This is a genomic window from Atopomonas hussainii (assembly GCF_900109735.1).
In the GTDB taxonomy this organism is placed as follows: Bacteria; Pseudomonadota; Gammaproteobacteria; order Pseudomonadales; family Pseudomonadaceae; genus Atopomonas; species Atopomonas hussainii.
On record NZ_FOAS01000003.1, the window covers coordinates 162,087 to 188,847 of the forward strand.

The 26,761-nt window shown below is 61.2% G+C and carries 22 protein-coding genes, 1 tRNA gene and 1 other RNA gene; 13 read left to right on the top strand and 11 right to left on the bottom strand.

Annotated elements, in window-relative coordinates:
* From ptsP to BMX80_RS03835, 5 genes are all read left to right on the top strand, one after another.
* Positions 1-2,280: a phosphoenolpyruvate--protein phosphotransferase gene (ptsP, locus tag BMX80_RS03815; RefSeq protein WP_071871102.1), complete on the top strand. Its 2,280-nt coding sequence runs from the start codon at positions 1-3 to the stop codon at positions 2,278-2,280.
* A gap of 122 nt (positions 2,281-2,402) precedes the next feature.
* A complete protein-coding gene (locus BMX80_RS03820) occupies positions 2,403-3,305 on the top strand; it encodes a LysR family transcriptional regulator (protein WP_074865295.1) in 903 nt (300 codons plus the stop codon).
* A gap of 142 nt (positions 3,306-3,447) precedes the next feature.
* Positions 3,448-4,122 (top strand): biofilm-associated metzincin protease inhibitor BamI, encoded by a 675-nt coding sequence (gene bamI / locus BMX80_RS03825; protein ID WP_074865298.1) that lies wholly within the window; start codon positions 3,448-3,450, stop codon positions 4,120-4,122.
* A gap of 35 nt (positions 4,123-4,157) precedes the next feature.
* The gene (gene mep72 / locus BMX80_RS03830) at positions 4,158-5,957 is read left to right on the top strand and encodes a biofilm-associated metzincin protease Mep72 (RefSeq protein WP_074865301.1); all 1,800 of its coding nucleotides are present in this window, start codon (positions 4,158-4,160) and stop codon (positions 5,955-5,957) included.
* Positions 5,958-6,116: 159 nt separating this feature from the next.
* Positions 6,117-6,192, top strand: a tRNA-Thr gene (locus BMX80_RS03835).
* A 170-nt stretch (positions 6,193-6,362) separates the two neighbouring features.
* Here the strand turns inward: BMX80_RS03835 and gcvP are convergent.
* The 10 genes from gcvP to BMX80_RS03885 form a co-directional block, all read right to left on the bottom strand.
* Positions 6,363-9,230, bottom strand: a complete 2,868-nt coding sequence (gcvP, locus tag BMX80_RS03840) for an aminomethyl-transferring glycine dehydrogenase (protein WP_074865304.1) — start codon at positions 9,228-9,230, stop codon at positions 6,363-6,365.
* A 93-nt stretch (positions 9,231-9,323) separates the two neighbouring features.
* Positions 9,324-9,710 carry a glycine cleavage system protein GcvH gene (gcvH, locus tag BMX80_RS03845; protein WP_071872537.1) on the bottom strand — a complete coding sequence of 129 codons (387 nt, stop codon included), beginning with the start codon at positions 9,708-9,710 and terminating at the stop codon, positions 9,324-9,326.
* 38 nt (positions 9,711-9,748) lie between these two features.
* Positions 9,749-10,831, bottom strand: a complete 1,083-nt coding sequence (gcvT, locus tag BMX80_RS03850; protein ID WP_074865307.1) for a glycine cleavage system aminomethyltransferase GcvT — start codon at positions 10,829-10,831, stop codon at positions 9,749-9,751.
* Positions 10,832-11,010: 179 nt separating this feature from the next.
* Entirely contained in the window at positions 11,011-12,558 is a 1,548-nt protein-coding gene (locus BMX80_RS03855) for an ABC transporter permease (protein WP_139214019.1), read from the bottom strand.
* Positions 12,559-12,765: 207 nt separating this feature from the next.
* Positions 12,766-13,764, bottom strand: coding sequence for an extracellular solute-binding protein (locus BMX80_RS03860; protein ID WP_074865314.1), 999 nt, complete (start codon positions 13,762-13,764; stop codon positions 12,766-12,768).
* A 128-nt stretch (positions 13,765-13,892) separates the two neighbouring features.
* Positions 13,893-15,119 carry a 2-octaprenyl-3-methyl-6-methoxy-1,4-benzoquinol hydroxylase gene (locus tag BMX80_RS03865; RefSeq protein WP_074865317.1) on the bottom strand — a complete coding sequence of 409 codons (1,227 nt, stop codon included), beginning with the start codon at positions 15,117-15,119 and terminating at the stop codon, positions 13,893-13,895.
* Positions 15,116-15,625: a DUF4442 domain-containing protein gene (locus tag BMX80_RS03870; RefSeq protein ID WP_074865320.1), complete on the bottom strand. Its 510-nt coding sequence runs from the start codon at positions 15,623-15,625 to the stop codon at positions 15,116-15,118. The genes BMX80_RS03865 and BMX80_RS03870 overlap by 4 nt, the downstream gene beginning before the upstream one ends.
* A complete protein-coding gene (gene ubiH, locus BMX80_RS03875; protein WP_074865586.1) occupies positions 15,618-16,775 on the bottom strand; it encodes a 2-octaprenyl-6-methoxyphenyl hydroxylase in 1,158 nt (385 codons plus the stop codon). Before ubiH ends, BMX80_RS03870 begins: the two co-directional genes overlap by 8 nt.
* 42 nt (positions 16,776-16,817) lie before the next feature.
* Complete coding sequence (gene pepP / locus BMX80_RS03880; RefSeq protein ID WP_074865323.1) at positions 16,818-18,155, bottom strand: Xaa-Pro aminopeptidase; 1,338 nt, start codon at positions 18,153-18,155, stop codon at positions 16,818-16,820.
* A 14-nt stretch (positions 18,156-18,169) separates the two neighbouring features.
* Complete coding sequence (locus BMX80_RS03885) at positions 18,170-18,739, bottom strand: UPF0149 family protein (protein ID WP_074865326.1); 570 nt, start codon at positions 18,737-18,739, stop codon at positions 18,170-18,172.
* Between the two features lie 199 nt (positions 18,740-18,938).
* Between BMX80_RS03885 and BMX80_RS03890 the strand changes: the two genes are divergently transcribed.
* The 4 genes from BMX80_RS03890 to BMX80_RS03905 all read left to right on the top strand — a co-directional run bounded on the left by BMX80_RS03890 (position 18,939) and on the right by BMX80_RS03905 (position 20,363).
* Complete coding sequence (locus BMX80_RS03890; protein WP_071872546.1) at positions 18,939-19,148, top strand: TIGR02449 family protein; 210 nt, start codon at positions 18,939-18,941, stop codon at positions 19,146-19,148.
* Positions 19,145-19,450, top strand: coding sequence for a cell division protein ZapA (locus tag BMX80_RS03895; protein ID WP_071872547.1), 306 nt, complete (start codon positions 19,145-19,147; stop codon positions 19,448-19,450). The genes BMX80_RS03890 and BMX80_RS03895 overlap by 4 nt, the downstream gene beginning before the upstream one ends.
* Before the next feature lie 111 nt (positions 19,451-19,561).
* A non-coding RNA gene (gene ssrS / locus BMX80_RS03900) (6S RNA) lies at positions 19,562-19,739 on the top strand.
* Between the two features lie 9 nt (positions 19,740-19,748).
* Positions 19,749-20,363 carry a 5-formyltetrahydrofolate cyclo-ligase gene (locus BMX80_RS03905; RefSeq protein WP_074865329.1) on the top strand — a complete coding sequence of 205 codons (615 nt, stop codon included), beginning with the start codon at positions 19,749-19,751 and terminating at the stop codon, positions 20,361-20,363.
* A gap of 80 nt (positions 20,364-20,443) precedes the next feature.
* On the opposite strand, the gene BMX80_RS17800 is transcribed toward BMX80_RS03905, so the two are convergent.
* On the bottom strand, positions 20,444-20,584 hold the full coding sequence (locus BMX80_RS17800; RefSeq protein ID WP_175474873.1) for a hypothetical protein: 141 nt from the start codon (positions 20,582-20,584) through the stop codon (positions 20,444-20,446).
* A gap of 175 nt (positions 20,585-20,759) precedes the next feature.
* Between BMX80_RS17800 and BMX80_RS03910 the strand changes: the two genes are divergently transcribed.
* The 4 genes from BMX80_RS03910 (at position 20,760) to BMX80_RS03925 (ending at position 26,756) form a co-directional block, all read left to right on the top strand.
* The gene (locus tag BMX80_RS03910; protein ID WP_074865332.1) at positions 20,760-21,212 is read left to right on the top strand and encodes an EVE domain-containing protein; all 453 of its coding nucleotides are present in this window, start codon (positions 20,760-20,762) and stop codon (positions 21,210-21,212) included.
* Positions 21,213-21,329: 117 nt separating this feature from the next.
* Positions 21,330-23,165, top strand: a complete 1,836-nt coding sequence (locus tag BMX80_RS03915) for a GGDEF domain-containing protein (protein WP_074865334.1) — start codon at positions 21,330-21,332, stop codon at positions 23,163-23,165.
* A 135-nt stretch (positions 23,166-23,300) separates the two neighbouring features.
* Positions 23,301-25,478: a malate synthase G gene (locus tag BMX80_RS03920; RefSeq protein WP_074865336.1), complete on the top strand. Its 2,178-nt coding sequence runs from the start codon at positions 23,301-23,303 to the stop codon at positions 25,476-25,478.
* A 276-nt stretch (positions 25,479-25,754) separates the two neighbouring features.
* Positions 25,755-26,756 (top strand): ABC transporter substrate-binding protein, encoded by a 1,002-nt coding sequence (locus BMX80_RS03925; protein WP_074865339.1) that lies wholly within the window; start codon positions 25,755-25,757, stop codon positions 26,754-26,756.
* The last annotated feature ends 5 nt before the right edge of the window (positions 26,757-26,761 follow it).

The window sequence follows — 26,761 nt, forward strand, 5'->3', positions numbered from 1 at the left end:
ATGCTCAAGACCCTGCGGCAAATCGCCCAGGAAGTCGGCACCGCGAAAGATCTGAAAGCGGCATTGAGCGTTATCGTGCAGCGCGTGCGCGAGGTGATGGGCACCCAAGTGTGCTCGGTTTACCTGTTCGACCCCGACGAGCAGCGCTACGTGCTGATGGCCACCGAAGGCCTCAACAAGCGCGCGGTGGGCAAGGTATCGCTGGCGCGCAATGAAGGCTTGGTGGGCTTAGTCGGCCGCCGCGAAGAGCCGCTTAACCTCGAAGACGCCCCCGCGCACAAAGACTTTCGTTACTTCCCGGAAACCGGCGAAGAAAAGTATTACTCCTTCCTCGGTGTGCCGATCATCCATCACCGTCGGGTGATGGGCGTGCTGGTGGTGCAGCAGCGCGAGCGTCGTCAGTTCGATGAAGGCGAAGAGGCCTTCTTGGTCACCATGAGCGCGCAGCTCTCCGGCGTGATTGCCCACGCGGAAGCCACGGGCTCAATTCGTGGCCTCGGGCGCAAAGCCAAGCCCGTGCAAGATGCCAAGTTCTTGGGGGTGCCCGGCGCCCCGGGTGTGGCGATCGGTACGGCGGTGGTGATGCTGCCACCAGCCGACTTAGACGCCGTGCCCGACCGCGAGGCCGATGATGTCGGCAGCGAACTCGCTGCCTTCCAAGAAGCCCTTGAGGCCGCACGCAAAGAAGTGCGCAAAATCGCCGGGCGCCTAGAACGCACCCTGCGCCCCGAAGAGCGCGCACTATTTGATGTGTACCTGATGATTCTCGACGACCCGACTATCTCCGGAGAAATCGAAGACATCATCCGCACCGGCCAATGGGCGCAAGGCGCCGTGCGCCAAGTGGTCAAGCAGCACATCAAGCGCTTCGACGCTATGGACGACGCCTACCTGCGCGAGCGCGCCACCGACATTCGCGACCTAGGCCGACGTGTGCTCGGGCACCTGCAGCAAGCGCACAAAAGCAAAGTAGAAATCCCTGAGCAGGCCATTTTGGTCAGCGAAGAAATCACCCCCGCGATGCTCGGCGAAATCACCCCCGACAAACTGGTCGGCTTGGTGTCGGTGAAAGGCTCGGGTAACTCGCACGTAGCCATTCTTGCCCGCGCCATGGGCATTCCCACCGTGATGGGCGCCACTGAGCTGCCTTACAGCCGCCTCGATGGCCTGACGCTGGTAGTCGACGGCTACCACGGCGAAGTGTTCAGCAACCCGTCTGACGAAGTGCAGCGCCAATACCGCGCGGTGATTGAAGACGAGCGCGAACTGGTCAAAGGCTTAGAAGCGCTGCGCGATCAGCCCTGCGAAACCACCGACGGCCGCCGCATGCCGCTGTGGGTGAACACCGGTTTGCTCGCCGATGTGCATCGCTCGCTCAATCATGGTGCCGAAGGCGTGGGCCTGTATCGCTCGGAAGTGCCGTTTATGGTGATGGAGCGCTTCCCCAGCGAGAAAGAACAGCAAGCCACTTACCGCGAGCAGCTGCAGGCATTCCACCCGCAGCCTGTGACCATGCGTACGCTGGATGTCGGCGGCGATAAACCGCTGTCGTACTTCCCGATCAAAGAAGAAAACCCCTTCTTGGGTTGGCGCGGCATCCGCGTGACCCTCGACCACCCGGACATCTTCCTCGTGCAAGTGCGCGCCATGCTCAAGGCCGGTGCTGGGCTGGGCAACCTGCGCATTCTGCTGCCGATGATCAGCGGCCTGCATGAGCTAGAAGAAGCCAGCCACCTGATTCACCGCGCCTGGGGCGAAGTGCGCGATGAGGGCGTAGACGTCGCTATGCCGCCGATTGGCGTGATGGTCGAAGTGCCCGCCGCCGTTTACCAAGCGCGCGAACTAGCCCGGCATGCCGATTTTCTTTCGATTGGCTCCAACGACCTGACCCAGTATTTGCTCGCCGTTGATCGCAACAACCCGCGCGTGGCCGAGCTGTACGACTACTACCACCCCGCCTTGCTGCAAGCGCTGCATAAAGTGGTGCAAGACGCCCATGCCGAAGGCAAGCCGGTGAGCATCTGTGGCGAAATGGCCGGCGACCCCGCCGCTGCCGTGCTGTTGATGGCCATGGGCTTCGACAGCCTGTCGATGAACGCCAACAACCTGCCACGGGTGAAATGGCTACTGCGTCAAGTCAGTCAACAGCAAGCGCAAGAGTTGCTTACCCAAGTGCAGAGCATGGACAACCCGCAAGTGATTCGCAGCGTGGTTGACTTGTACCTGCGCAACTTAGGCCTAGGCCGGGTGATTAACCCTGCGTCGGAAGTGACGGCGTAAGGGCAAGACATCACCTGACTGGTCGCTATTGCTGCTCGCCTGGGCAAACAACGCTCAAAAAACAAACTTTCATTGATAGTTAAGCCTTTAAAGTACCCATCGTTTAGATTGCGCTGAAAGTTATGAACCTAGAGCACCTCAAACTGTTTGTCCGTCTTGCCGTCACGCAGAACATCAGCCAAGCCGGGCAAGAGCTGGGTTTGTCGCCGGCGGTGGCCAGTGCGCATTTGGCCAAGCTGGAAGACAGCCTCGGCGTGCGTTTGCTGCACCGCACCACGCGTAAGGTGTCGCTCACCGAAGAAGGCCAAGCCTTTTTGCCGCATGCCGAGGATGTACTGGCCAGCGCCGAGCAAGCGCGCGCGGCGGTGGGTGCTGGGGAAAGCTCGCCGCGCGGTGTTTTGCGTGTCACCGCGCCGGGCTCATTTGGCCGCCAGCATGTGTTGCCAGCGCTGGCCGGCTTTCTCGCTACCTTTCCGCACCTGCAGCTGGATCTGCGCCTCAGCGACACTATGGTCGATTTGGTCGAGGGCGGTTTCGACGTCGCCATCCGCAATGCGGCGCTGAAAGACTCCAGCTTAATCGCCCGCAAGCTAGCCGCGGATCGACGCATCGTCTGCGCCGCACCGGCGTATTTAGCCGCCCACGGCACACCACAAACGCCGGCAGATCTCAGCGCCCATCAGTGTATTAACCTGCTTGGCCTAGACCATTGGAGCTTCACCGGCCCAAGTGGCGTCATCAGCGTAAAAACTCAAGGCCGACTGCGGGTGGATGACGGCACGGCCATGCGTGATGCCTGCGTAGCAGGCTTAGGTTTGTCGATTAATTCGACCTGGAGCGCCTACCAACAACTGGCGCGCGGCGAGCTTGTGCAAGTGCTGGCCGATTACCCCTTGGCCAGCGACACCGCGTTGTGGGCGGTGTACCCCAGCGCGCGTCTTCTGGCACCTAAAGTGCGCGCTTTTATCGACTTCTTCGCCAACCACTTCGGCCCCGAGCCGTATTGGGATCGGCACAAAACGTGATCGCCTAAACACTTGCGGTGCGACGCACGCAATAAAACACAACATCGCCCGTTTGGCTGCGAGCAGAGTGTGATCCAGCTCCGTTGTTGCGCCTAACCCCGTCCTAGACTGCTGCATCACTGACTGGTTTAGGACTCTCGTTATGCGCACTTTATGGATGATCGGCGTACCCGTGGCGGTACTGGCAGGCGTTGCCGGCGCTCTCTGGCTAAGCCAACCCACAGACACCGCGCCGGCGCCCCTCGCCGCGTCAACACCGCAACCTGTGAGCGTCAGCCTGCAACCGCAGATCAGCGCCACCGCGCCCAGCAGCGCAGAAGGCAGCGACACTATCGAACTGCGCGCGCCAGCCGCCAAGGCCGCAGCCGGCCAAGCGCGGCACGAGCTGTGGCAAGCCAAGCAGCTGCGCGAAAGCGCACTGGCTGACGGCACACCGCAATACCACACCGACATCGACACCGCTTGGCTCAGCGAGTTAAGCGTTGGCCAAGAGCTGGTCATGGGCCTGCCCGGCGTTGAACAGCCGGTGCGCGTGCAGCTCGACAGCACCCACAACAATGCCGGTGTGCCGGTGTGGCAAGGCGCCCTGCCCGAAGGCAGCGAGATTGAGCGCATGACGCTGGTGCGCGGCGCGCTGGAAACCCACATCAGCGTCACCACGCTGCAAGGCACTTACAGCGTGATCATCGACAACCGTAGTGGCCGCACTGTGGTCACCAACGAAAACGACCTCGCCCGCCGCGCTGATCCGCATGGCGACACGGTCGAGCTGCCCGCTGGGGAGCTGCCACCACCGGCCATCCCGGCCAACAGCTAAGTACAACACCTCACCCACACAATAAGGATATTCCTATGCACGCTCGCAATTGGCTTGGCGCCGCCCTTGGTTTGGCGGCCCCACTGGCGTTCGCCGCGCCACAAACGGTCGACATCATGGTGCTGTACACCGATGCCGCGACCAAAACCAGCAATGGCCGCGATATCGACGCGCGTATCGCCAGCTATATCGAATACAGCAACACCGCTTATGCGCAGAGCAACATCGACCTGCGTCTGCGCTTAGTGCACAAACAAAAGCTCGACTGGGCCAACTATGCCGACGTCACCAGCGCCAACCTCGACGCCCTGCGTAAAGACAGCCAAGTACAACGTCTGCGCGAGCAGTACGGCGCCGACGTGGTCAGCCTGATCAACCTGGCCGCCAACGCTGGCAATGGTTACATCACGTGCGGCATCGGCTACATGGGCTCCGGCGCGAAGAACAGCGACGCCTTCTACAGCTGGGCCAAAGACATCGCCTACAACTTGGTGGGCGTGGATTGCGGCCTCAACACCTTCGCTCACGAGGCCGGCCACAACATGGGCCTGCGCCACTCCTACGAGCAAGACCAGCAAGACGGCTACTACGCCAGCAGCAACCATAGCGGCACCCACGAATGGAGCCGCGGCTACGGTGTGTACGGCAAGTTCAGCACCATCATGGGCTATCCGCACGTGTTCAACGCCCGTACTCAAGCGCCGTACTTCTCTAACCCCTTGCTGGTGAAAAGCGAATGCTCTGGCCAAGCCTGTGGCATGGACGGCCGCGCCGACGCGACTCGCGCGCTGAACACCATGGCCAGCCAGATTGCCGGCTTCCGCCCCAGCAAAGTACCGAGCACCGGCAACCCCACCACCCCGACCGACCCCGTCACCCCAACGCCGACGCTGCCGTGGTGCAGCAAGCCAGCGCTGAAAGGCCTCGTCAGCAACGGCGAATTTGCCAACACCGACGGCTGGCAAGCCCTGTTTGGCGCCGGCCAGCTAAGCACCGTGAATATCGCCAAAGACTGCCGCGACAACGCCCTGCTGCTCGACACCAACAGCTTTGACCTCGCCGCCACCCCGGTGAGCGGCCTGCGCAACGGCACCGCTTACACCCTGCGCGGCAAAGTGATGCTCAAAGCCGCCAACAGCCGCGAGAACGTCAACTTAGCGATTTTGTCCGAAACCACCGATGGCCGCCTGACCTACAGCAGCAGCCAGCTGGTGCAAGCCTCCGTGACGGGCAACGAGTTCACCCCGCTAGAACGCAGCTTCACCTACCAGCCGGCCAGCAACCTACGTAACGTCTACGTGGCGATCTGGACAGCCAGCGGCGCTAGCCTGCTCGCCGATGAAATCAGCTTGGTTGAAAGCAGCACCAGCGCGCCGAGCGTACCGCCGGCACCGAGCGTGATCCGCTTCGACTTCGAGAACGGCATCGGCGGCTTTGCAGGCTTCCACGCACGCGCTGGTAACAGCCGCTACGGACACAACGGCAGCAAAGCCCTAGTCGCCTACCGCCGCAGTGCCGAAAACAGCGGCGCCAGCCACAGCCTGCTGGGCAACATCGACGCCGGCAGTGCATACAGCCTGCGCGCCGACGTACGCATCGGCAGCAACAAGAGCCTGCAAGCCCAAGCCAGCGCCTACCTGTATGTAGAAGTAGAAGGCAGCCAAGGCCAGTACCTGCCCATCGCCAGCGTTACCACCCAAGGCAACAACTGGGCTGTGCTGCAAGGCAACGTACAGGTCCCCGCTGGCAAACTGACCCGCGCTGACCTGCTGCTGGTCGGCACCCAGAAGCAACACAACCTGCTGATCGACAACCTCGAACTGCGCAAGCAGTAAGTCAGCAACAGCGCCGCAACACGCCCGCACTGCCAAGTAACGCAGCGCGGGCGTTTTGCACGCTTAAGAGGTTCAGTTCGCGCTTTTCGCCCTTTGCCTAAATTCGATGGAAAACAGGCATTTACACGAAGAAAACGCTAGGTATAATGCGCGACCTATGCCGGTATAGCTCAGTCGGTAGAGCAACTGACTTGTAATCAGTAGGTCCCGGGTTCGACTCCTGGTGCCGGCACCATACAAATCAAAGGGTTACGCGAAAGCGTAGCCCTTTTTTGTTGTCTAGCGTTTTACCTTTTTGCTGTTTTGGTCCCTGCTCCGGCCCAACACTGCTAAGGCATGTCTCAAGGCAATAAAAAACCGGCAGCCAAGGCTGCCGGTTTTTTGTTGACCGCTGGGGGCTAACCCTTAGCGGTAGTCTTCCATCGGTACGCAGGCGCAGAACAGGTTGCGGTCGCCGTAGACGTTGTCGATGCGGTTGACGCTGGGCCAGAACTTGCTGGCAGCGACGAACGGCAGCGGGGTCACGGCCTGTTGCACGCTGTAGGGGCGCTCCCAGGTGCCGGTGATGTCGGCCAGGGTGTGCGGCGCGTGGATCAGCGGGTTGTTGTCCAGCGGCCACTCGCCACGTTCGACCTTGGCGATTTCTTCGCGGATGGCCAGCATGGCGTCGGCGAAGCGATCTAGCTCGGCCTTGGACTCGCTCTCGGTCGGCTCGATCATCAAGGTGCCGGGCACCGGGAAGGACATGGTCGGCGCGTGGAAGCCGTAGTCCATCAGGCGCTTGGCGACGTCTTCTTCGCTGATGCCGCTGGCGGCTTTGAGCGGGCGCAGGTCGATGATGCACTCGTGGGCGACACGGCCGTTCTGGCCGCTGTACAGCACCGGGAAGGCGGCCGAAAGGCGCTTGGCCAAGTAGTTGGCGTTGAGCATGGCCACTTCGGTGGCGTCTTTCAGACGCGGGCCCATCATGGCGATGTACATCCAGCTGATCACCAGAATGCTCGCACTGCCCCACGGCGCGGCGCTGACGGCGCCGTTTTCCGGGTTCGGGCCGCTGATCGGCACCACCGGGTGATTCGCCACGAACGGCGCCAAATGCGCTTTCACGCCGATCGGGCCCATGCCCGGGCCGCCACCGCCGTGCGGAATGCAGAAGGTTTTGTGCAGGTTCATGTGCGACACATCGGCGCCGATGTCGGCTGGGCGGGCCAGACCAACTTGGGCGTTGAGGTTGGCGCCGTCCATGTACACCTGACCGCCGTGCTGGTGGACGATTTCGCAGATTTCGCGAATGCCCTGCTCGTACACGCCGTGGGTCGAGGGGTAAGTGATCATCAAGCAGGCCAGCTGCTCGGCGCACTCGGCGGCCTTGCGGCGCAGGTCTTCAATATCGACGTTGCCTTGCTTGTCGCACTCGACGATTTGTACGCGCATGGAAGCCATTTGCGCGGTGGCCGGGTTAGTGCCGTGCGCAGAAGCCGGGATCAAGCACACGTTGCGGTGCCCTTCGCCACGGCTTTCGTGGTATTTGCGGATCGCCAGCAGGCCGGCGTATTCACCCTGCGCGCCGGAGTTAGGCTGCATGCAGATAGCGTCGAAGCCGGTGATGGCGCGCAGCCAGCTGTCCAACTCGCCGATCATCTGCGCGTAACCCTGCGCCTGCGCGGCAGGCACGAAGGGGTGCAGCGCGCCAAACTCGGGCCAGGTCACCGGGATCATCTCGGCGGTGGCGTTGAGCTTCATGGTGCAGCTGCCCAGCGGGATCATGCTGTGGTTGAGCGCCAAGTCGCGGCCTTCGAGGGTGCGCAGGTAGCGCAGCATCTCGGTTTCGCTGTGGTAGCTGTTGAACACCGAGTGTTGCAGCACGGGTTCGCTGCGCTCCAGCGCCTCGGGCAGGCCGAGGGCGACGCTGGCATCCAGCGCATTGACTTCTAAGCCATGACCTTCGCCCACGAAGACGCTGAACAGTGCGGCTAAGGTGGCTTCGGAGCAGGTTTCATCCAAGCTCACGCCCAGCAGGCCGTCAGCGATGCGCAGATTGATGCGCGCGGCTTCGGCGCGAGCCACGATGGCTTGTTGCTGCTCGGCGCTAACGCGATAGGTCAGGGTGTCGAAGAAGTGGCTGTTAACCCGCTCCAGGCCTTTAGCGGCCAAACCGGCAGCCAGCACGGCGGTTAAGCGATGCACACGCTGGGCGATGCGCTTTAAGCCTTGCGGGCCGTGGTACACGGCGTAGAAGCCGGCCATGTTGGCCAGCAGCACCTGCGCGGTACAAATGTTCGAGTTGGCCTTCTCGCGGCGGATGTGCTGCTCGCGGGTTTGCAGCGCCATGCGCAGCGCGGTGTTGCCGCGGGCGTCTTTCGACACGCCAATGATGCGCCCCGGCATGGCGCGCTTGAAGGCGTCGCGGGTGGCGAAGAACGCCGCGTGCGGGCCGCCGTAGCCCATCGGCACGCCAAAGCGCTGCGCGCAGCCGAACACTACGTCGGCACCTAACTTGCCCGGTGCTTCGAGCAGCATCAGGCTGAGCATGTCGGCGGCCACACAGGCAATCGCGCCTTGTGCGTGCAGGGCTTCGATCTGGCTCTTCAGGCTGTGCACTTCGCCCCAAGTGTCGGTGTACTGAATCAGCGCGCCGAATACCGGCTCGTTGCCCAGCTCGGCCAAGGGCGCCACGCGCACCTCAAAGCCAAAGGCTTCGGCACGGGTTTGCACCACCGAAATGGTCTGCGGGTGGCAATGGTCGGCGATAAAGAACAGGTTGGATTTGCTCTTCGCCACGCGCTTGGCCAAGGCCATGGCTTCGGCAGCGGCGGTGCCCTCATCGAGCAGCGAGGCGCTGGCCAAGTCCAGCCCGGTCAGGTCGATCACCGCTTGCTGGAAGTTCAGCAGCGCTTCTAAACGGCCTTGGGCGATTTCTGGCTGATAGGGCGTGTAGGCGGTGTACCAGCCCGGGTTTTCCATCACGTTACGCAGGATCACCTTAGGGGTGTGCGTGCCGTAGTAGCCCATGCCGATCAGGCTAGTGAACAGCTGGTTTTGCTTGGCGATACCGGCCAAACGCGCCAGCGCTTCTTCTTCGTTCAGCGCGGCGGGCAGCTCCAGCGCACGGTTGAAACGAATGGCGGCGGGGACGGTTTCATCGATCAGCGCTTCGCGGCTGGCCAGCCCAAGGCTTTCCAGCATGCTTTGCTGCTCGGCAGCATCGGGGCCGTTGTGGCGGCGCAAAAAGGCTTCGTGATCGATCAGCTGATTCAGGGAAGGAAACGACATGGGTTACCTCAAAAAAAAGAGCAAACCCGCCGTGCTGAAGTGGCCTCTAGGCCAATCCGCGCAGCGGCGGGAGGTTGCGGTCACGCAGGGTAATTAGGCGTTTTCGCAGATTTCGCGATAGCCGTCGGCATCCAGCAACTCGTTGTAGTCGTCCGGGTTGCTCGGCTTGATGCGGAAGAACCACGCGTCATACGGCTCGCTGTTAACGCTTTCCGGGGCATCGACCAGGTCTTCGTTAACGGCAACGATTTCACCGGCGATCGGCGCGTAGATGTCGGAGGCGGCTTTCACCGACTCGACCACACCGGCCTCTTGGCCAGCTTCTAGCTCGGCGCCGACGTCCGGCAGCTCAACAAACACCACGTCGCCAAGGGCTTCTTGAGCGTGGTCGGTGATGCCTACGGTGATGGTGCCGTCGGCTTCCAGACGCAGCCACTCGTGGCTTTCTACGTAACGCAGTTCTGCAGGGATGTTGCTCATGAGTCATTCCTCAAAATAAAGGGCGGCAGCGCCGCAAATTAAATCAGCGCCTTGCCGTGGCGCACAAAGTTAGCGGCGACCACCCGCACGGGCAGCCACTTACCACGAATTTCTACTTCGGCACGCTCGCCGGTACCGGCCGGCACACGCGCTAAGGCGATGGATAAACCTAGGGTCGGCGAGAAGCTGCCGCTGGTGATTTCACCTTCGCCAAGGCCATCCACACGCACCACTTGATGGGCACGCAGTACGCCGCGCTCTTCCAGCACTAAACCAACCAGCTTGGGTTGATCGCCGGCGGCCTTTTGCGCTTCCAGCACGCTACGACCGATAAAGTCGCGCTCGGCGGGCTCCCACGCGATGGTCCAGCCCATATTGGCGGCCAGCGGCGAGATGTCTTCGTTCATGTCTTGGCCGTACAGGTTCATCCCCGCTTCAAGGCGCAGGGTGTCACGCGCGCCCAAACCCGCCGGGGGAATGCCGGCGCCGGCCAAGTCGGTCATCAGCTGCTGGGCATCGGCCGCCGGCAGCATGATCTCCAGACCATCTTCACCGGTGTAGCCGGTGCGGGCGATAAACCATTCGCCTTCCGGCAGGCCTTGGAAGGGCTTCAGGTCAGTGATGATTTCGGCACGCGCGGCGCTCACCAACTTGGCGGTTTTGCTGCGCGCATTCGGGCCTTGGATAGCCAGCATGGCCAGCTCGGGGCGCTCGGTGAGGGTGGCGTCGAACTTAGCCACTTGCTGCTGCATCCACGCGAGGTCTTTGTCGCGGGTGGCGGCGTTGACCACCACGCGGTAGCCGAAGTCGGTGAGGTAGACGATCAGGTCATCGATCACGCCGCCACGCTCGTTGAGCATGCCGCTGTACAGCGCTTTACCGGGGGTGGTCAGACGGGCGACGTCGTTGGCCAGCAGGTATTGCAGATAGGCTTGCGCTTGCGGGCCGGTGACATCCACCACGGTCATGTGCGAGACATCGAACACGCCACAGTCTTTGCGCACTTGATGATGCTCTTCCATTTGCGAGCCGTAGTGCAGCGGCATGTCCCAGCCACCGAAATCGACCATCTTGGCGCCCAGCGCCACGTGCTGCTCATACAGCGGGGTACGTTGACCCATCACAACTCTCCTGCTGGTCCCGTTTGGCCTGACAGCGGCTAAACGATAGCGGATGAAAAAAAGCAAAGGCGATGGAGCTTCCCCCACCGCCCATTGAATCTGCATTGTAGGCGCGCATTGTAGCCGCTACATCACGACCAAGGAATGACCGAACGGCAGCGAAATGCGCCGCAGCCGGCTCAGTGCCGCGCCGAGCGGCGGATCAAGCCAATCACCGGCAGTAAACCGACCAGCACTAAGGTCAGCGCGGGCAGCGCCGCGCGCGACCATTCGCCCTCGCTGGTGAGGGCGTAAATGCGCACCGCGAGGGTGTCCCAACCGAAGGGGCGCATCAGCAAGGTAGCGGGCATTTCTTTCAACACATCGACAAACACCAGCAGCGCCGCCGACAAACAGCCTGGCAACAGCAGCGGCAGGTAAATGCGCCAAAACAACGCCACGCCGCCCACCCCTAAGCTGCGCGAGGCCTGCGGAATACTCGGTCGAATGCGCGCCAAGGCGCCTTCCAGCGGGCCATACGCCACGGCCATAAAGCGAATCAGGTACGCCACCAAGAGCGCAGCCAGCGAGCCCAGCAGCAGCGGCTTGCCCGCCCCGCCCAAGGCGGTCGAGAGAGGAATAACCAGATGATTATCCAAGTAGCTAAAGGCAAACATGATGGCCACCGCGAGCAGCGAGCCGGGCAAGGCATAGCCCAGATTGCTAAACGCCACCAGCGAACGCATCTGCCGACTGGCGTATTGGCGCCGGGCAAACGCCAACACCAGCGCCGAGGCCACGGTGAGCAGCGCCGCTACCGCGCCAATGCTTAGCGTGTTGCTGACCAGATCGAGATAACGCGAGTCCAAATCAAAGCGACCACGCTCCCAGAACCACGCAAGCAACTGCAGAATCGGCACCACAAACGCCAACGCAAACACTAAGCCGCACCACGCGCTGGCCGCCCACGCTTTCACGCCGCGCAGCGGAAACAACGCCGCCGCACGCTGACGCTCGCTGGCGGTACGGGTTTGCCCTCTCAGGCGTTTTTCCGCCATCAGCACCACCAGCACAAACACCAGCAACAGGCAGGCCAGCTGCGTGGCGCTGGACAAGCTATAAAAGCCGTACCACGTTTTGTAGATAGCGGTGGTGAAGGTTTGGTAGTTGAACACCGACACCGCGCCAAAATCGGCCAAGGTTTCCATCAGCGCCAGCGCCAAGCCCGCGCCAATCGCCGGCCAGGCCATGGGCAGCGCCACGCGCCAAAAGGCCCGCCACGGCGATAAACCAAGCACCCGCGCGGCTTCCATCAGGCCGCGGCCTTGGGCCATAAATGCGCCACGGGCGAGCAAATACACGTAGGGATAAAACACCAACACCAGCACGGTAATCACCCCGCCGGTAGAACGCACCGGCGGCAGGCGCAAGCCACTGCCAAACCAGTCACGCAGGGTGCTTTGCACCGGCCCGGCAAAATCCAGCAGGCCGACAAACACAAACGCCAGCACATAGGCGGGAATCGCAAAGGGCAGCATCAGCGCCCAATCCAACCAGCGCCGCCCGGGAAACTCACATAGGCTGGTCAACCACGCCAAGCTCACGCCCAGCAGCACAACCCCCACCCCGACGCCAACGGCCAACACCACAGTGTTGCCGACCAAGGTGGGTAGCTGGGTGTCCCACAGGTGTTGCCAGATGCTGCTATCGACTTCGCTCCAGCTGAGCAAGAGCACCAGAATCGGCATCGCCACCAGCGCGGCAAAGCCCAGCGCTAAGGGGTACCACAGCCAGCGGGAGTTCAGGTGGGTCACGGCAGACTCTTCACAGAAATTCGCGGCAAGCTTAATTCAGACCGCCGCCAAGCCCAAGGCTAAGCCATGTTGGCAGCGGTGATTAAACGGCAAACAGCACAAAGCCGGGCGAACCCGGCTTTGTGGTCACAGCGCGTGGGCTTATTTCCAGCCAGCGCGGTCCATCAGCTTGATCGCTTCCGGCTGCAGCTTGCCGGCGAACTCCACGTTGATGGTGTCAGCCTTGAACTCGCCCCAGCTCTTCACTTCCGGTGCCGGCTCTACGCTCGGGTTAGCCGGGAACTCCATGTTCAGCTTAGCGAAGATGCTCTGCGCTTCTGGGCCAGTCATCCACTCCAGCAGCTTGATGGCTTCTGCCTTGTGCGGCGCATGCTTAGTCACGCCAGCACCGGACAAGTTAACGTGCACGCCACGGTCGGCTTGGTTCGGCCAGAACAGTTTCACTTTCAGATCAGGCTGCGAGGCAAGCAGGCGGCCGTAGTAGTAGCTGTTGACGATACCCACGTCGCACTGACCGGCATCGATAGCCTTAAGCAGCGCGGTGTCATCGGAGAACACATCGGTGGCTAGGTTGTTAACCCAGCTCTTCACGACGGCTTCGGTCTTCTCTTCGCCCCAAGTTTTCAGCATGGCGGCGGTCAGCGACTGGTTGTACACCTTCTGGCTGGTGCGCAGGCACAGGCGACCTTCCATATTGGCATCACCCAGCGCTTCATAAGTGCTCAGCTCGCCGTCTTTCACGCGCTCGGTGGAGTACGCCAAGGTGCGCGCACGCAGCGACAGGCCAGTCCAAGTGTTGTTAGTGGCGCGGTACTGCGCAGGAATATTGGCCTCAATCACCTTGCTGGTGACCGGCTCCAGCACGTCTTCTTGCGAAGCCTGCCACAGGTTGCCAGCGTCAACGGTGATCAGCATGTCGGCGGGGGTATTCGCGCCCTCAGCCTTCAAACGCGCCAGCAGCGGTGCTTCTTTATCGGTGATAAAACTGACTTTAACGCCGGTTTTTGCGGTGTAGGCATCGAAGACAGGCTTGATCAGGTCGTCGATACGCGCGGAGTACACCACCAGCTCTTCAGCGGCATTGGCGGTAAAGGTGGTTGCTGCCAGTACAACAGCGGCGAACAAGGGACGCATTTGCATGGACAAAGCCTCATCTGCAATGAATTTACATGCGGATGATAATGACTGACATTTGCCTTATCAATGACCTATATCAATTCGCCAGCGCGGCCGAGCAGCGCAGCGCTGACGAAGAAAGGCGCAATCAATCAGCGCGCCAGCTCGGGAATATCGCCTTCCAAGCCCAAGGCTCGACGAATAAACAGCGCCTTAGCTTCGTCCCATTGTTCGACTTGACGCAGCCCTTCGTTACGCACCCAGCGCACGGCCAGTGGGTCGGCTTGGAACAAGCGCTGAAAGCCTTCCATCGCGGCCATCATGCCGAGGTTATGCGGCATACGGCGGCGCTCGTAACGGCCCAGCACGCGCTTGCTGGCAAATGGCTCGCCCCGTGTCACGGCGTGTTTGAGCGCCTCGGCCAGAGCGGCGGCATCCATAAAACCCAAGTTAACGCCCTGCCCTGCCAGCGGATGGATGGTGTGCGCGGCATCGCCGATCAGCGCCAAGCCATCTTGCACATAGCGCACAGCGTGGCGTTGGCGTAGCGGAATGCGGAAGCGGCGATCGGCGTGTTCGACCTTGCCCAGCGAGCCCTCAAAGGCGCGTTCGATAGCGGCACAGAAGGTTTGATCGTCGAGTGCTTCCAGCTCGCGGGCGCGCTCTTCATCACATGACCAAACAATCGAGTACCAATGCTCGTCGCCCTCGCGGGTCAGCGGTAAAAACGCCAGCGGGCCGTGATCGGTAAAGCGCTGGCGCGCCGCGCCGCCATGCGGTTTAGCGCAGCGCACGCTGGTGACCAGTGCGTGGTGCAGGTAATCCCATTCGCGGGTTTTAAAACCGCCCAGCTCGCGGATTAACGAGCGCGCGCCGTCGGCACCGATAATCAGCGGCGCACTGACTTGCGCGTGGTTATCCAGCAGCAGGTGCCATTGGCCGTCTTGCTGGTGCAGGGTTTCCACCCGCGCATCGCCGAGCAGACCAATGTCAGCATCCAGCAGGCATTCGAGCAGGGCATCCTGCACCACGCGATTTTCCACGATATGCCCCAGCACGTCGGCATGCACGCTGGCGGCGTCGAAGTTCACCGCACCAGTGCCGGAGCCATCCCACACATGCATACGGGTATAGGGCGTGGCGCGACGGCGCTCGATGCCTTGCCAAGCGCCTAAGCGCGTGAGTAAGCGCTGACTGGCCGCCGACAGTGCACTGACGCGCGGCTCAAAATCGCCCGCGGGGTCAAACGCGCCCACCGCTAAAGGCGCGGCGTCGAGCAGAAGAATATTCAGCCCGCTGTCGGCCATGGCCAAGGCGAAACTGGCACCGACCATGCCGGCACCGACCACTACGATGTCGGCTCGATAATGGCGATTCATGCACTCTCCTGCGCGGTGCGCGCCTTGGGCTTGCGGCGCACATAAAGGGTTTTGTGAACACGGGCGACCAGCTCGCCGTCGTCATTCAGCACATCGACACACAGCTCGGGCAGGTACTTGTCGCCACCCGCCGTGCGCTCGGCAATCTCGGCCAACAGCGCATCACTGATCGCGAAATGCGCATGCACGCGGCCTTTGCCGGGGCTGACAAAGTCGATATGCGCGGCTTTATCCCAAACAAAATAATCGCTGCCCAGCGACTCCAGCAGCAGCAACATAAAAAACGGGTCGACCATGCTGTACAGGCTGCCACCGAAGTGGGTGCCCACGTAATTACGGTTCAGCCGGTTGAGGCCCATGCTGACCGTTGCTTGGCGAAAATCCGCACTGATGTGTTTCACCCGCACGCCCGCGCCGAGATACGGCGGATACAGACTTAAGCCCCAGCGCAACAGCTTGGCCTTGCGCGCCTGCGCTTTAACCCGCGCGGCGGATAGCTCAGACATGCTTGACTCCCAACCCCATGGCCTGCCGCGCAAACCAATGCTTGGCCACAGGCACTACATCCAACCCCAACAGACCCAAACCGCGGCCCAGTGAGAGCAACGGGTCGCTGTTGGAGAACAGCCGCGTTACGCGATCTGAGAAACCAATGGTCAGCCATTGATCGCGCTGCTGCCGCGCATGAAATTCGCTAAGCGGCGCCAGCGTGCCGAGCGGTTCGGTGCTAGCCAGTAAGCTCGCCGCCAAGGCCACGGTGTCGCGCAGCGATAAATTAAAGCCCTGCCCGGCAATCGGGTGCAGGCTGTGCGCGGCATTGCCGAGCACCACTAAATGCGGGCGCACTTGCTCTTCGGCCTCGACCAGCGCCAGCGGGTAAATATGCCGCGCGCCAATCTGGGTAAAGCCGCCCAAGCGATAGCCAAAGGCATCTTGCAGCTCGGCCAGCAGGGCGTTGTCGCTGAGCTGCTGCAGGCGCTCAGCATCGTCGCTGGGGCGAGTCCACACCAAAGCGCAGCGGTTATCCGCCAGCGGCAACAGGGCCATCGGGCCTTGCTCGGTAAAACGCTCAAACGCTTGGCCTTGATGCGCTTCGCCGGGGGTTAGGTTGGCGATCAGCGCGGTCTGCCCATACGGGGTTTGCCGCACGCCGATGCCCAGTTGTTCGCGCAGGCCCGAGCGACCGCCGTCGGCCAGCACCAGCAAATCGGCGTGCAAGGTGCTGGTGTCGCCGTCTTGTTCGATCTGCAAGGTGTAGCCGTCTGCACCGGGCTGCAGCTGCGTGACATGCGCGGGGCAGCGCCACTGCACCACGTCGGTATCCAGCGCGCCGAGCAGGCAATGGCCTAGCCAAGCGTTTTCCACCACATAACCGAGCGCTGGCACGCGCTCGTCTTCGGCCTGCAAGCGCGCGGCACCAAAGCGGCCACGGTCGGAAACATGAATGCTGCGGATCGGCTCGGCACGCTCGGCCAACGCCTCCCACACACCCAAGCGCTCGAAGATCAAGCGACTGCCGTAACTGAGCGCCGTAGAGCGCGCGTCGTAGCTCGGCTGAAAGCCGCCACTGGGGGCGAAAGCCTCGACCAGTACCAGCTCCCAACCTTGCTCGCGGGCGTGGTTTTGCAGCGCCAAAGCGAGGCTTGCGCCCACCATGCCGCCACCAACAATCACCAATCGCTGCGTCACGAGACCTCCTTACGCGGCGCGGCTGGCGCGCGCTTGCGCCATCAAGGCTTCGATGGCGTCGGCGTCGGTTGGCACGCTGTCGGTCAGCACTTGGTAGCCGGTTTTGGTGACCAGCACGTCGTCTTCGATACGCACACCAATGCCGCGCCAGCGCTTATCGACGCTCTGATTATCCACCGCGATATAAATGCCCGGCTCGACGGTCAGCACCATGCCCGGCTCCAGCACGCGCCACGCGCCGCCGAGCTTGTAGTCGCCCACGTCATGCACGTCCATACCCAGCCAGTGGCCGGCACGGTGCATGTAGAACGGCTTGTAGGCTTCGTTGGCGATCAGCTCGTCCACATCACCACTGAGCAAGCCCAGTTCGACGAGGCCGGCAGTGATGACCTGCACAGTGGCTTCGTGCGGGTCGTTCCAATGATTATTCGGCGAGATCGCCGCAAAGGCAGCGTGCTGCGCCTTGAGCACTAAGTCATAAATGGCGCGCTGCTCGGTGCTAAAACGGCCATTGACGGGGAAGGTGCGGGTGATATCGCTGGCGTAGCAGTCGATCTCGCAACCGGCGTCAATCAACAGCAGGTCGCCATCTTTCAGCGGCTGGTCGTTTTCGGTGTAGTGCAAGATGCAGGCGTTCTTGCCGCCAGCCACAATCGAGCTATACGCCGCGTGCTTAGCGCCGTTTTTGCGGAACACGTATTCCAGCTCGGCTTCGATTTGGTATTCGTTCAGCCCCGGCACGCAGGCTTGCATGGCGGCGATGTGCGCCTGCGCGGAGATCTCCGCGGCATGCTGCATCACCTTCACTTCGCCAGCGCTTTTGTACAAACGCAGGTCGTGCAGCAGGTGGTCGAGGGCGACAAACTCGTTCGGCGGCTGCGCCCCCTGACGCGCCTTGGCGCGGATCACGTTGATCCAATCCATCAGGCGCTTATCGAACTCGGCGTTCATGCCCAGGCTGTGATAAACGCGCTCGCGACCTTCGATCAGCCCCGGCAGGATGTCGTCGATATCGCTGATCGGGAAGGCGTCATCGGCGCCAAACTCGCTGATCGCGCCTTCTTGCCCAGCACGCAGGCCGTCCCACAGTTCGCGCTCGGCATCGCGCTCGCGGCAAAACAGAATGAACTCACCATGCTCGCGACCGGGAATCAGCGCTAGCACAGCCTCTGGCTCAGGAAAGCCGGTGAGGTACTGGAAGTCGCTGTCCTGACGGTAGCTGTGCTCCACATCGCGATTGCGGATATACACCGGCGCGGCCGGCAGAATGGCGATGCTGTTGGGTTCCATCTGCGCCATCAGCGCTTTGCGGCGGCGGGCGTATTCACTGCGAGAGATGCGGCTCATGCGGGCTCCGGCGATTAATGCAGGGTCTTTTGGCTGCTGTCAGCTTGCGCTTGGCGCAGCTGGCGGCGCGCCTCACTAAACAGCAGCAAGGGCGCCACGCGCAGGTATTCCTGCACTTCCATGTAGTCGCCTTCGGCTTCGTCGGTGTCGCTGTCTTCGCTGCCAATTTGCGCGATGGCGGCCAAGTCGGTGAGCACTTCTTGCGCGTCTTCGCTGAGGCTCAGGCTGGCGCCGGCCAAGCCAAAACCGGCCAAGAAACCTTGGCACCAGTAACCCAAAGCACGGGTGCGCTCGATCAGCGGCATGTCGTCACCGGGCAGTAGCACCACCACGGCCATTTCGCCTTCACCCAGCTCTTTAGCCGACATGGCGCGCAGGCCTTGCATGGCCATGCCCAGTGCTTCAGGCCAAACATCTTGCGGCTGACCGAGCAGCTCGCCGGCGGCTTTGAGCCACGTGGCGTCGTCTAGCTCGATGCCGGCGCACAGATAGCCGAGCAAATGGCCGTGCAATTCGGCGGGGGAAACATGCGGGGTAACCTGCGCCAGCAATTCGGCCAACGCGGAGTAAGGAGCAGCAGACATGACGGGCTTCAACTTAGCGAGAAAAACACCGCGCTATGCTAACACCCGAGGTTAGCCAAGGCTTGCGCCAAATCAGCCCAAGTCAAAGACGACACGCGCACTCGTGACGCCTGCACAACGCTGTGATGCGCTTGGTTTGACCCCCACGGGCTGGCCCACCTATAGTTGCCCAGTACTCTCTTTTACCCTTGGATTTTCCATGGAAAACGTGGACTTGCAGGCGCTTAGCGACAAGCTGGACGAACTGCTCAAGCAGGTCGACTACCTGCGCCGACACAACCGCGCCCTGCTCGCCAGCGAGCAAGCGTGGCGTGAAGAGCGCGCCCAGCTGATCGAAAAGAACGAATTGGCCAAGCACAAGGTCGAATCCATGATCCAGCACCTCAAATCATTGGAGCAGGACGGATGAAGCCCAGTAACGACACCGTCACCCTGCATATTCTCGACAAGGAATACGCCATTGCCTGCCCGCAGGACGAACGCGACAACCTGCAGCGCGCCAGCCAGTATCTGGACGAGCGCATGCGGCAGATTCGCGCCACCGGCAAAGTGATTGGCGCCGACCGCATTGCGGTAATGGCAGCGCTGAACATCAGCCACGAGCTGTTACTCGAACGCAACAAGCTGGAAGCCGAAAGCCAAGGCCGCGAGAAACAACTGAGCTTAATGCTCGGCAAGCTGGAACAAGCACTGTCGCGCCAAGACGACTAATTCGTATCAAGGTAAAAAGACGATTAAATTCGTCCCCAGGTGAACAGACGATTAAGTTCGTCGCAGGGTTAAAAACTGCCGGCAGGGATTTTTCCGGTATAATCGGCGGCACGCTCCCTGGCATGTGCGCCAGTCGGTGATGTCCCTGAGCCGATACGCACAACCTCGGAGGTTGGCAGCTGAGCCGGTGTGCATGTCCGCACGACGGAAAGCCTTAAGGTTCGCTCCAACCGCCACCTTGAACTTTCGGGTTCAAGGGCTAACCCGACAGCGGCATCTCGGGGAGTTCTCTTCTTTTATGTCTAGCCTTACCCCCGCCCAACAACGCCAGCAGCTGCGCAAAACCTTGCGCCAAGCGCGCCGCGCGTTAAGCCAAGCGCAACAACGCCACGCCGCCAAGCGGCTGCAAAAGCGCTTAGCCGTACACCCGTGGCTGCGCCGTGCCCGGCATGTGGCGCTGTATCTGGCCAACGATGGCGAAATCGACCCACAACCACTCAGCCAATGGCTGCAACGCCGTGGCAAGCAAGTGTACTTGCCGGTGCTCAAGCGCTGGCCGCGCACCGCCATGCAGTTTCAGCGCATTGATCACACCCACTGGCAGACCAATCGCTTTGGCATCGCCGAGCCGCGCTACCAGCATCAAGCAGCGCGGCGCATTGAATGCTTAGATGTCTTGCTGATGCCCTTGGTGGGTTTCGATCCGCAGGGCAATCGCATGGGCATGGGTGGCGGGTTTTATGATCGGCTACTGGGCAAGCTGCAGCGCCGCGCGCATTGGCAAGGCCCCAAGCGCGTTGGTTTGGCTCACGAGTGCCAGAAAGTCGCGCAATTACCGACCGCCGCATGGGATGTACCGCTGCACGGCATCGCCAGCGATCAGGCGTGGTATTCAGGAAAAAACAGCCGTTAAAGCAGAGAACGCGAGTGAGGTGGAGCACGGTGCATCCCTGCACCCAGCACCCAGCACGGCGGATTAGCCGCGTTGCAAAATTACTGCGCTTGAAGCGAGATAACCGGCGCGGTGGTTTCCGCCTGTTCCGGTTGCCACTGGCTTTGGGTGTAGCCGGTGGTGACAATACCCAGCCCTAAAATCAGGGCCAAAATCCACAATAGGTCAGGTTTGCGCTGCATAAATCCCCCAAAAAAGGCACTTCTTTTTTTGTTTTTATGAAAAGCGGGCACAGGCTAAAGCAATTTTCTGGCGTCGGTTTTGCGTCAGATCCCATTTCCGACCACCACCGCAAGACGGGCAATATTATTTGGATTTTGTCATTGTCAGACAAGCACTAATCGCGCTGGGAGCCTTATGAATTACTGGCTGATGAAGTCCGAACCGGACGAATTTTCTTTTCTCGACCTGCAAAACGCCGCAAAACCCTGTCGCTGGGACGGTGTACGCAATTATCAGGCGCGCAATTTCCTGCGCAACATGGCCGAGGGCGATCTGTTTTTGTTTTACCACTCCAGCTGCGCCGAGCCGGGCATCGCCGGGATTGGCGAAATCGCCCGCAGCGCCTACCCCGACCCCAGCGCCCTCGACCCACAAAGCCCCTACTTTGCCGCCAAAGCCAGCGCAGAGAAAAACCCGTGGAGTGCTGTAGACGTGCGTTTTGCGCGCAGCATTAAGCGCCTACTGCCGCTCAGCGAGCTGCGTGAGCTCAACGGCCTAGACGACTTCCCCTTAGTGCAAAAAGGCTCGCGCCTGTCGGTAATGCCCGTCACCGACGAGCAGTGGCAAGTGCTCAGCGCACTGTTTTAGCGCCTGCGCGCGGCGTCGATTAAGCCGCCGCATACGCCACGCATCCCGCAGTAACGAGGAAGCCCCAGCGAGAAGCGACTACTCTGCAAAGACGCACGACCGTTTTTTGAGTACAGCATGGCACCCTCGGCACTCACTGCACTGATTCGCCTATCGTTGATCGCGCTGCTGGCAACCCTCATCGCCGCCAGCGGCGCCTTAGCGTGGCAAGCGCAGCAAAGCCTGAATCAGCGCCTTGAGCAGCAGCTACTGCGCGAAGGGCACATCCTCGCTGACTCCCTGCAACGCCGCCTGCGTCGCCATGAAGACGAACTAACCCGCCTACTGCTGATTTGGCACCACCATCAAGGCATGGACCAAGAAGAATGGGAGCTTCACGCCCGTAGCCTGCTGGACAGCCAAACCTCTTTAGTGCGGCTAATTTGGGTCACCCCCGAACTCACCGTACGCTGGCCCGTGCAGGAGCCCAAGCACCAGGCCTTCTATGACGGCCAACCGCTGCCCCGCGATCTTCCTCTCTATGCCGCCCTGTTTCGCCACGACTACAGCGGCAATGAATATGTATTAGGCCTCAGAGCCCGCGAGCTGCACTTGATTCGCCCCATCAATGCCGGTCAACCCGACGACATTGCCAGCGCATTTAGCGGTGCACTGGTCAGCTCGTTCGACGTCGATGAGCTGGTCAATTCACTCTTGGATGACAGCCGCCGCGAATTACTGGCCATCGAACTGCATTACCGCAGCCAGCCCGTATTCGCTTTTGGCACAGCGGCCAACAAGGACGAATGGCACACCTTTGCCATCCCTCAGCACCCCGGTTTCGAGCTACGGGTCAGCGCCAACACACGTTTTTTGCAGTTGCTACGCAGCCCTGTGCCAGAGCTGATTTTTATCAGCGGCAGCCTGCTCAGCTTGCTGCTGTTCAGTGCGGCCTTGTTCACCCAAAAGCACTACCAGCGGCGCAACGAAATCGAGCAGTTCAACCAGCAGCTGCAAGATGAAATATCCCAGCGCAGCGCCGCCGAAGAACAACTGGCCCTCGAGGATGCGCGCCTGAATCTGATTCTGGAGCTCACCGACCACAGCCACGACGGGCTGATCGTGCACAACCTTACGCAAAACATTGCCTTGCACATCAACAGTGCCGCCTACCGCATGCTCGGCTACCAAAGCCACGCCGTGTTTGAACGCCTGCTATGCCAACACCCGGACGGCATCCTGCCGGACTTCCAAGCTTGGCTAAAAATGCTCCGCAGCCTCAGCCGCCAAGGCCTGCCGCGGGTGTTTCAGCTGAATTTAAAGCGCCATGACGGCAGCGATCAGCCGGTTGAGATCAGCGCCGAACTGCTTGAGCTGGAAGGCATCAGCTACCTAGTGGCAGCGATTCGCGATAACAGCGCACGGCTCAAACTGGAGCACGAGCTGCAAGAGCTCACCCAGCGCGACGGACTCACCGGACTGTACAACCGCCGCCACTTTGACGAAGAACTCGAACGCGAATGGCGCCGCGCGCAGCGCTCCAGCAGCGGCCTTGGCTTGTTGATGATCGATGTCGATCACTTCAAGGCCTTTAACGATCACTTTGGCCACCAAGCCGGCGACGATGCGTTACGTCTATTAGCCAATACGCTGCGCGCCAGCCTGCAACGCGAAGGCGATCAGGCCTTCCGCTATGGCGGTGAAGAACTCGCGGTGATTCTCGCCGGCGCCACCGAAGCCAGCGCCATTACCACCGCCGAATTACTGCACCGGCAAATTGCCGACCTGCACATTCAACATCCGCACAGCCACACCGGCCAACTCACCATCAGCATTGGCCTGAGCTGGGAGGTTCCACCGCTGGGCTTTGGCTCCGAGCAGTTGGTCAAACACGCCGACAAAGCCCTCTACGCCGCCAAAGAAGAAGGCCGCAACCGCACCTGCCGCTGGCCACTGCGCGCAGACGACGAGTGACTCAAACGCATCGTTTAGTCAGCCCCCGACGGCAAGCGCATGATTTATTCACGACCATCATGTAGTATTCGCCCGCTTGCACTACAAGGGCACGTTGCCCGCGCCAAGCGCTATTCCAGCAGAGCGAGGTAGAAAATGACTGAACGCGTTCAAGTCGGTGGCCTGCAGGTCGCCAAAGTCCTGTACGACTTTGTCAACAATCAAGCCATTCCGGGCACCGGCATCGCGGCCGAGGCTTTCTGGAAAGGTGTGGACGCCCTGGTCCATGACTTGGCTCCCAAGAACAAGGCCCTGCTGGCCAAGCGTGACGCCCTGCAAGCGCAAATCGACGCTTGGCATCAGGCGCGTGCCGGCCAAGCGCACGACGCGGCCGCCTATAAAGCCTTCCTGCAAGAAATCGGCTACCTGCTGCCTGAGCCGGCCGATTTCAGCGTGAGCACTGAAAACGTCGACGAAGAAATCGCCAACATTGCTGGCCCGCAGCTGGTAGTACCGGTGATGAACGCGCGTTTTGCCCTGAACGCCTCTAACGCCCGTTGGGGCTCGCTGTACGATGCCCTGTACGGCACCGACGTGATCAGCGAAGAAGGCGGCGCCGAGAAAGGCAAGGGTTACAACAAAGTGCGTGGCGACAAAGTCATCGCCTTCGCCCGCCAGTTCCTCGACGATGCCGCGCCACTGGCCAGCGGTAGCCATGTCGACTCCACGGCCTACGCGGTGGTCAACGGTCAACTGAGCGTGAGCCTGAAAGACGGCAGCAGCGTAGGTCTGAAAGACGCCGCGCAGTTTATCGGCTTCCAAGGTGATGCCGCCGCGCCGGTGGCCGTGCTGCTCAAGCACAACGGCCTGCACTTTGAAATTCAAGTCGACGCCAGCAGCCCGATCGGCCAGACCGACGCCGCCGGCGTGAAAGACGTGCTGATGGAAGCCGCGCTGACCACCATCATGGACTGCGAAGACTCCGTTGCCGCCGTCGATGCCGAAGACAAAGTAGTGGTCTACAGCAACTGGCTGGGCCTGATGAAGGGCGACCTGGCTGAGCAAGTGAGCAAAGGCGGCCAGACCTTCACCCGCACCATGAACGCCGACCGCGAATACACCGCCGCCGATGGCAGCAGCCTGACCCTGCACGGCCGCTCGATGCTGTTCGTGCGTAACGTCGGTCACCTGATGACCAACGAAGCCATCTTGGACAAAGACGGCAACGAAGTGCCCGAGGGCATCATGGACGGCGCGATCACCAGCCTGATCGCCATCCACAACCTCAACGGCAGCGCCAGCCGCGCCAATAGCCGCAAGGGCAGCATGTACATCGTTAAGCCCAAGATGCACGGCCCGGAAGAAGTGGCGTTCGCTAACGAGCTGTTCGGCCGCGTGGAAGACCTGCTGAACCTGCCGCGCTTCACCCTGAAAATGGGCATCATGGACGAAGAGCGCCGCACCACCGTAAACCTGAAAGCCTGTATTCAGGCGGCTAAGGATCGCGTGGCGTTCATCAACACTGGCTTCCTCGACCGCACCGGCGACGAGCTGCACACCTCCATGGAAGCCGGCGCCATGGTGCGCAAGACAGCCATGAAGAGCGAGAAGTGGATCAGCGCCTACGAAGACTCCAACGTCGACATCGGTCTGGCCTGTGGCCTGCAAGGTCGCGCGCAGATCGGTAAAGGCATGTGGCCGATTCCGGACAAGCTGCTGCAAATGCTGGAAACCAAAATCGCCCACCCGATGGCCGGCGCTAACACCGCGTGGGTTCCGTCGCCGACCGCCGCTACCCTGCACGCCCTGCATTACCACAAGGTCAATGTGGCGGAGCGTCAGGCTGAGCTGGCCAAGCGCGCCCCGGCTTCGGTGGACGACATTCTGACCATTCCGCTGGCCCCCAACACCGATTGGAGCCCCGAGGAAATCCAGAACGAGCTGGACAACAACGCGCAAGGCATTTTGGGCTACGTGGTGCGCTGGATTGACCACGGCGTGGGCTGCTCCAAAGTGCCGGACATCAACGATGTCGGCCTGATGGAAGACCGCGCAACCCTGCGTATCTCCAGCCAGCACATCGCCAACTGGCTGCGCCACGGCGTAGTGAGCGAAGCGCAAGTACTGGAAACCCTCAAGCGCATGGCCGCTGTGGTTGATCGCCAGAACGCCGGCGACGCTGCCTACATCAACATGGCGCCGAACTTCGACGACAGCGTAGCCTTCCAGGCTGCGGTTGAGCTGGTCATCGAAGGCACCAAGCAGCCCAATGGCTACACCGAGCCAGTACTGCACCGCCGTCGCCGCGAGTTCAAGGCTAAGCACAACGCGTAAGCCGTGCTTAACTGAACCGCACTAAGAAAACCGCCATAGCCAACGCTGTGGCGGTTTTTTTCTGCGCGTTAGAAACAGCACAGCGCCGCTGTAGCGCAAAGCCCTAGCCCAGCGCGACAGTCGCTGCACAATCGCAGATGATCGGCACGCTTGTGCATTATTTCGCACAGAAATTTCAGAAAATCGCAACACTCTGTTACACTGCCGCGGTTCCACCGGCGTGAGCGCGCCGCTTTGCCTTATCCGCAAAGCCCCGATCAACGAGTAGGAGAACCCATGAATTGGCGTCATTCCCTGTCTGTTATTGGCTTGGCCTTGGCCACCAGCCTGTCTTTCTCAGCCCCTGTGGCGGCTAACGAGTGCGAACTCGAGCGTCCCGTGCGTTTCGCCGGGATGAACTGGACTTCCAACCTGATCACCGTCGAAATCGAGCGCTTCATCATGCAGCACGGTTATGGCTGCGAATCGCGGGTGGAAACCGGCGGCACCCTGCCCATGCTGGCCGCCATTGTGCGCGGCGATGTCGATGTCATGAGTGAAGTGTGGATTAACAGTGTCAGCGAAGCCTGGGACAAAGGCGTTGCCGAGGGCAAAGTGCAAAGCCTAGGCGACATCTACACCGGCGGTGTGGAAGCCTGGTGGATCCCCAAGTACGTGGCCGAGCGCTTTCCTGAGCTGAAAAGCGTGCAAGACCTGCCCAAGTTCAAAGAACATTTCGCCGACCCCGAAGACCCCAGCAAAGGCCTGTTGCTCACTTGCCCAGCCGGCTGGGCGTGCGAGGTGATCAACACCAACCTGTTTAAAGCCTATGGTCTGGACGACAGCTATAACCTGTCCTCCCCCGGCACCGGTGCGGCGCTGAAAGCGGCGATCACCTCGGCTTATAAGCGCAAAAAGAACGTGGTGTTCTACTACTGGTCGCCCACCCCGCTACTCGGCAAGCTCGACCTCGTGCGCCTGGAGATGAACCCCTACAAGGCCGATGGCCACGCCTGCAACACTAAGGCCGAATGTGCCAAGCCGTATGCCGGTAGCTACCCGGCGGCCACCATCAAGGCTGGGGTGAACACCGAGTTTGCCCAGCAAGCCCCCGAATTGCTGGCCTTCTTGCAGAAGGTCAACATCCCCACCGAGACCTTAAATGGCCTCTTAGCATGGGCTGAAGATGAAGGCGCCGAGGCCGATGAAGCCGCGCAGTTCTTCCTCAAAGAACATCCCGAATTGTGGCAAGCCTGGCTGCCGCAAGACGTCGCCCAACGCGTCCAACAAGCCCTGTAACCCTT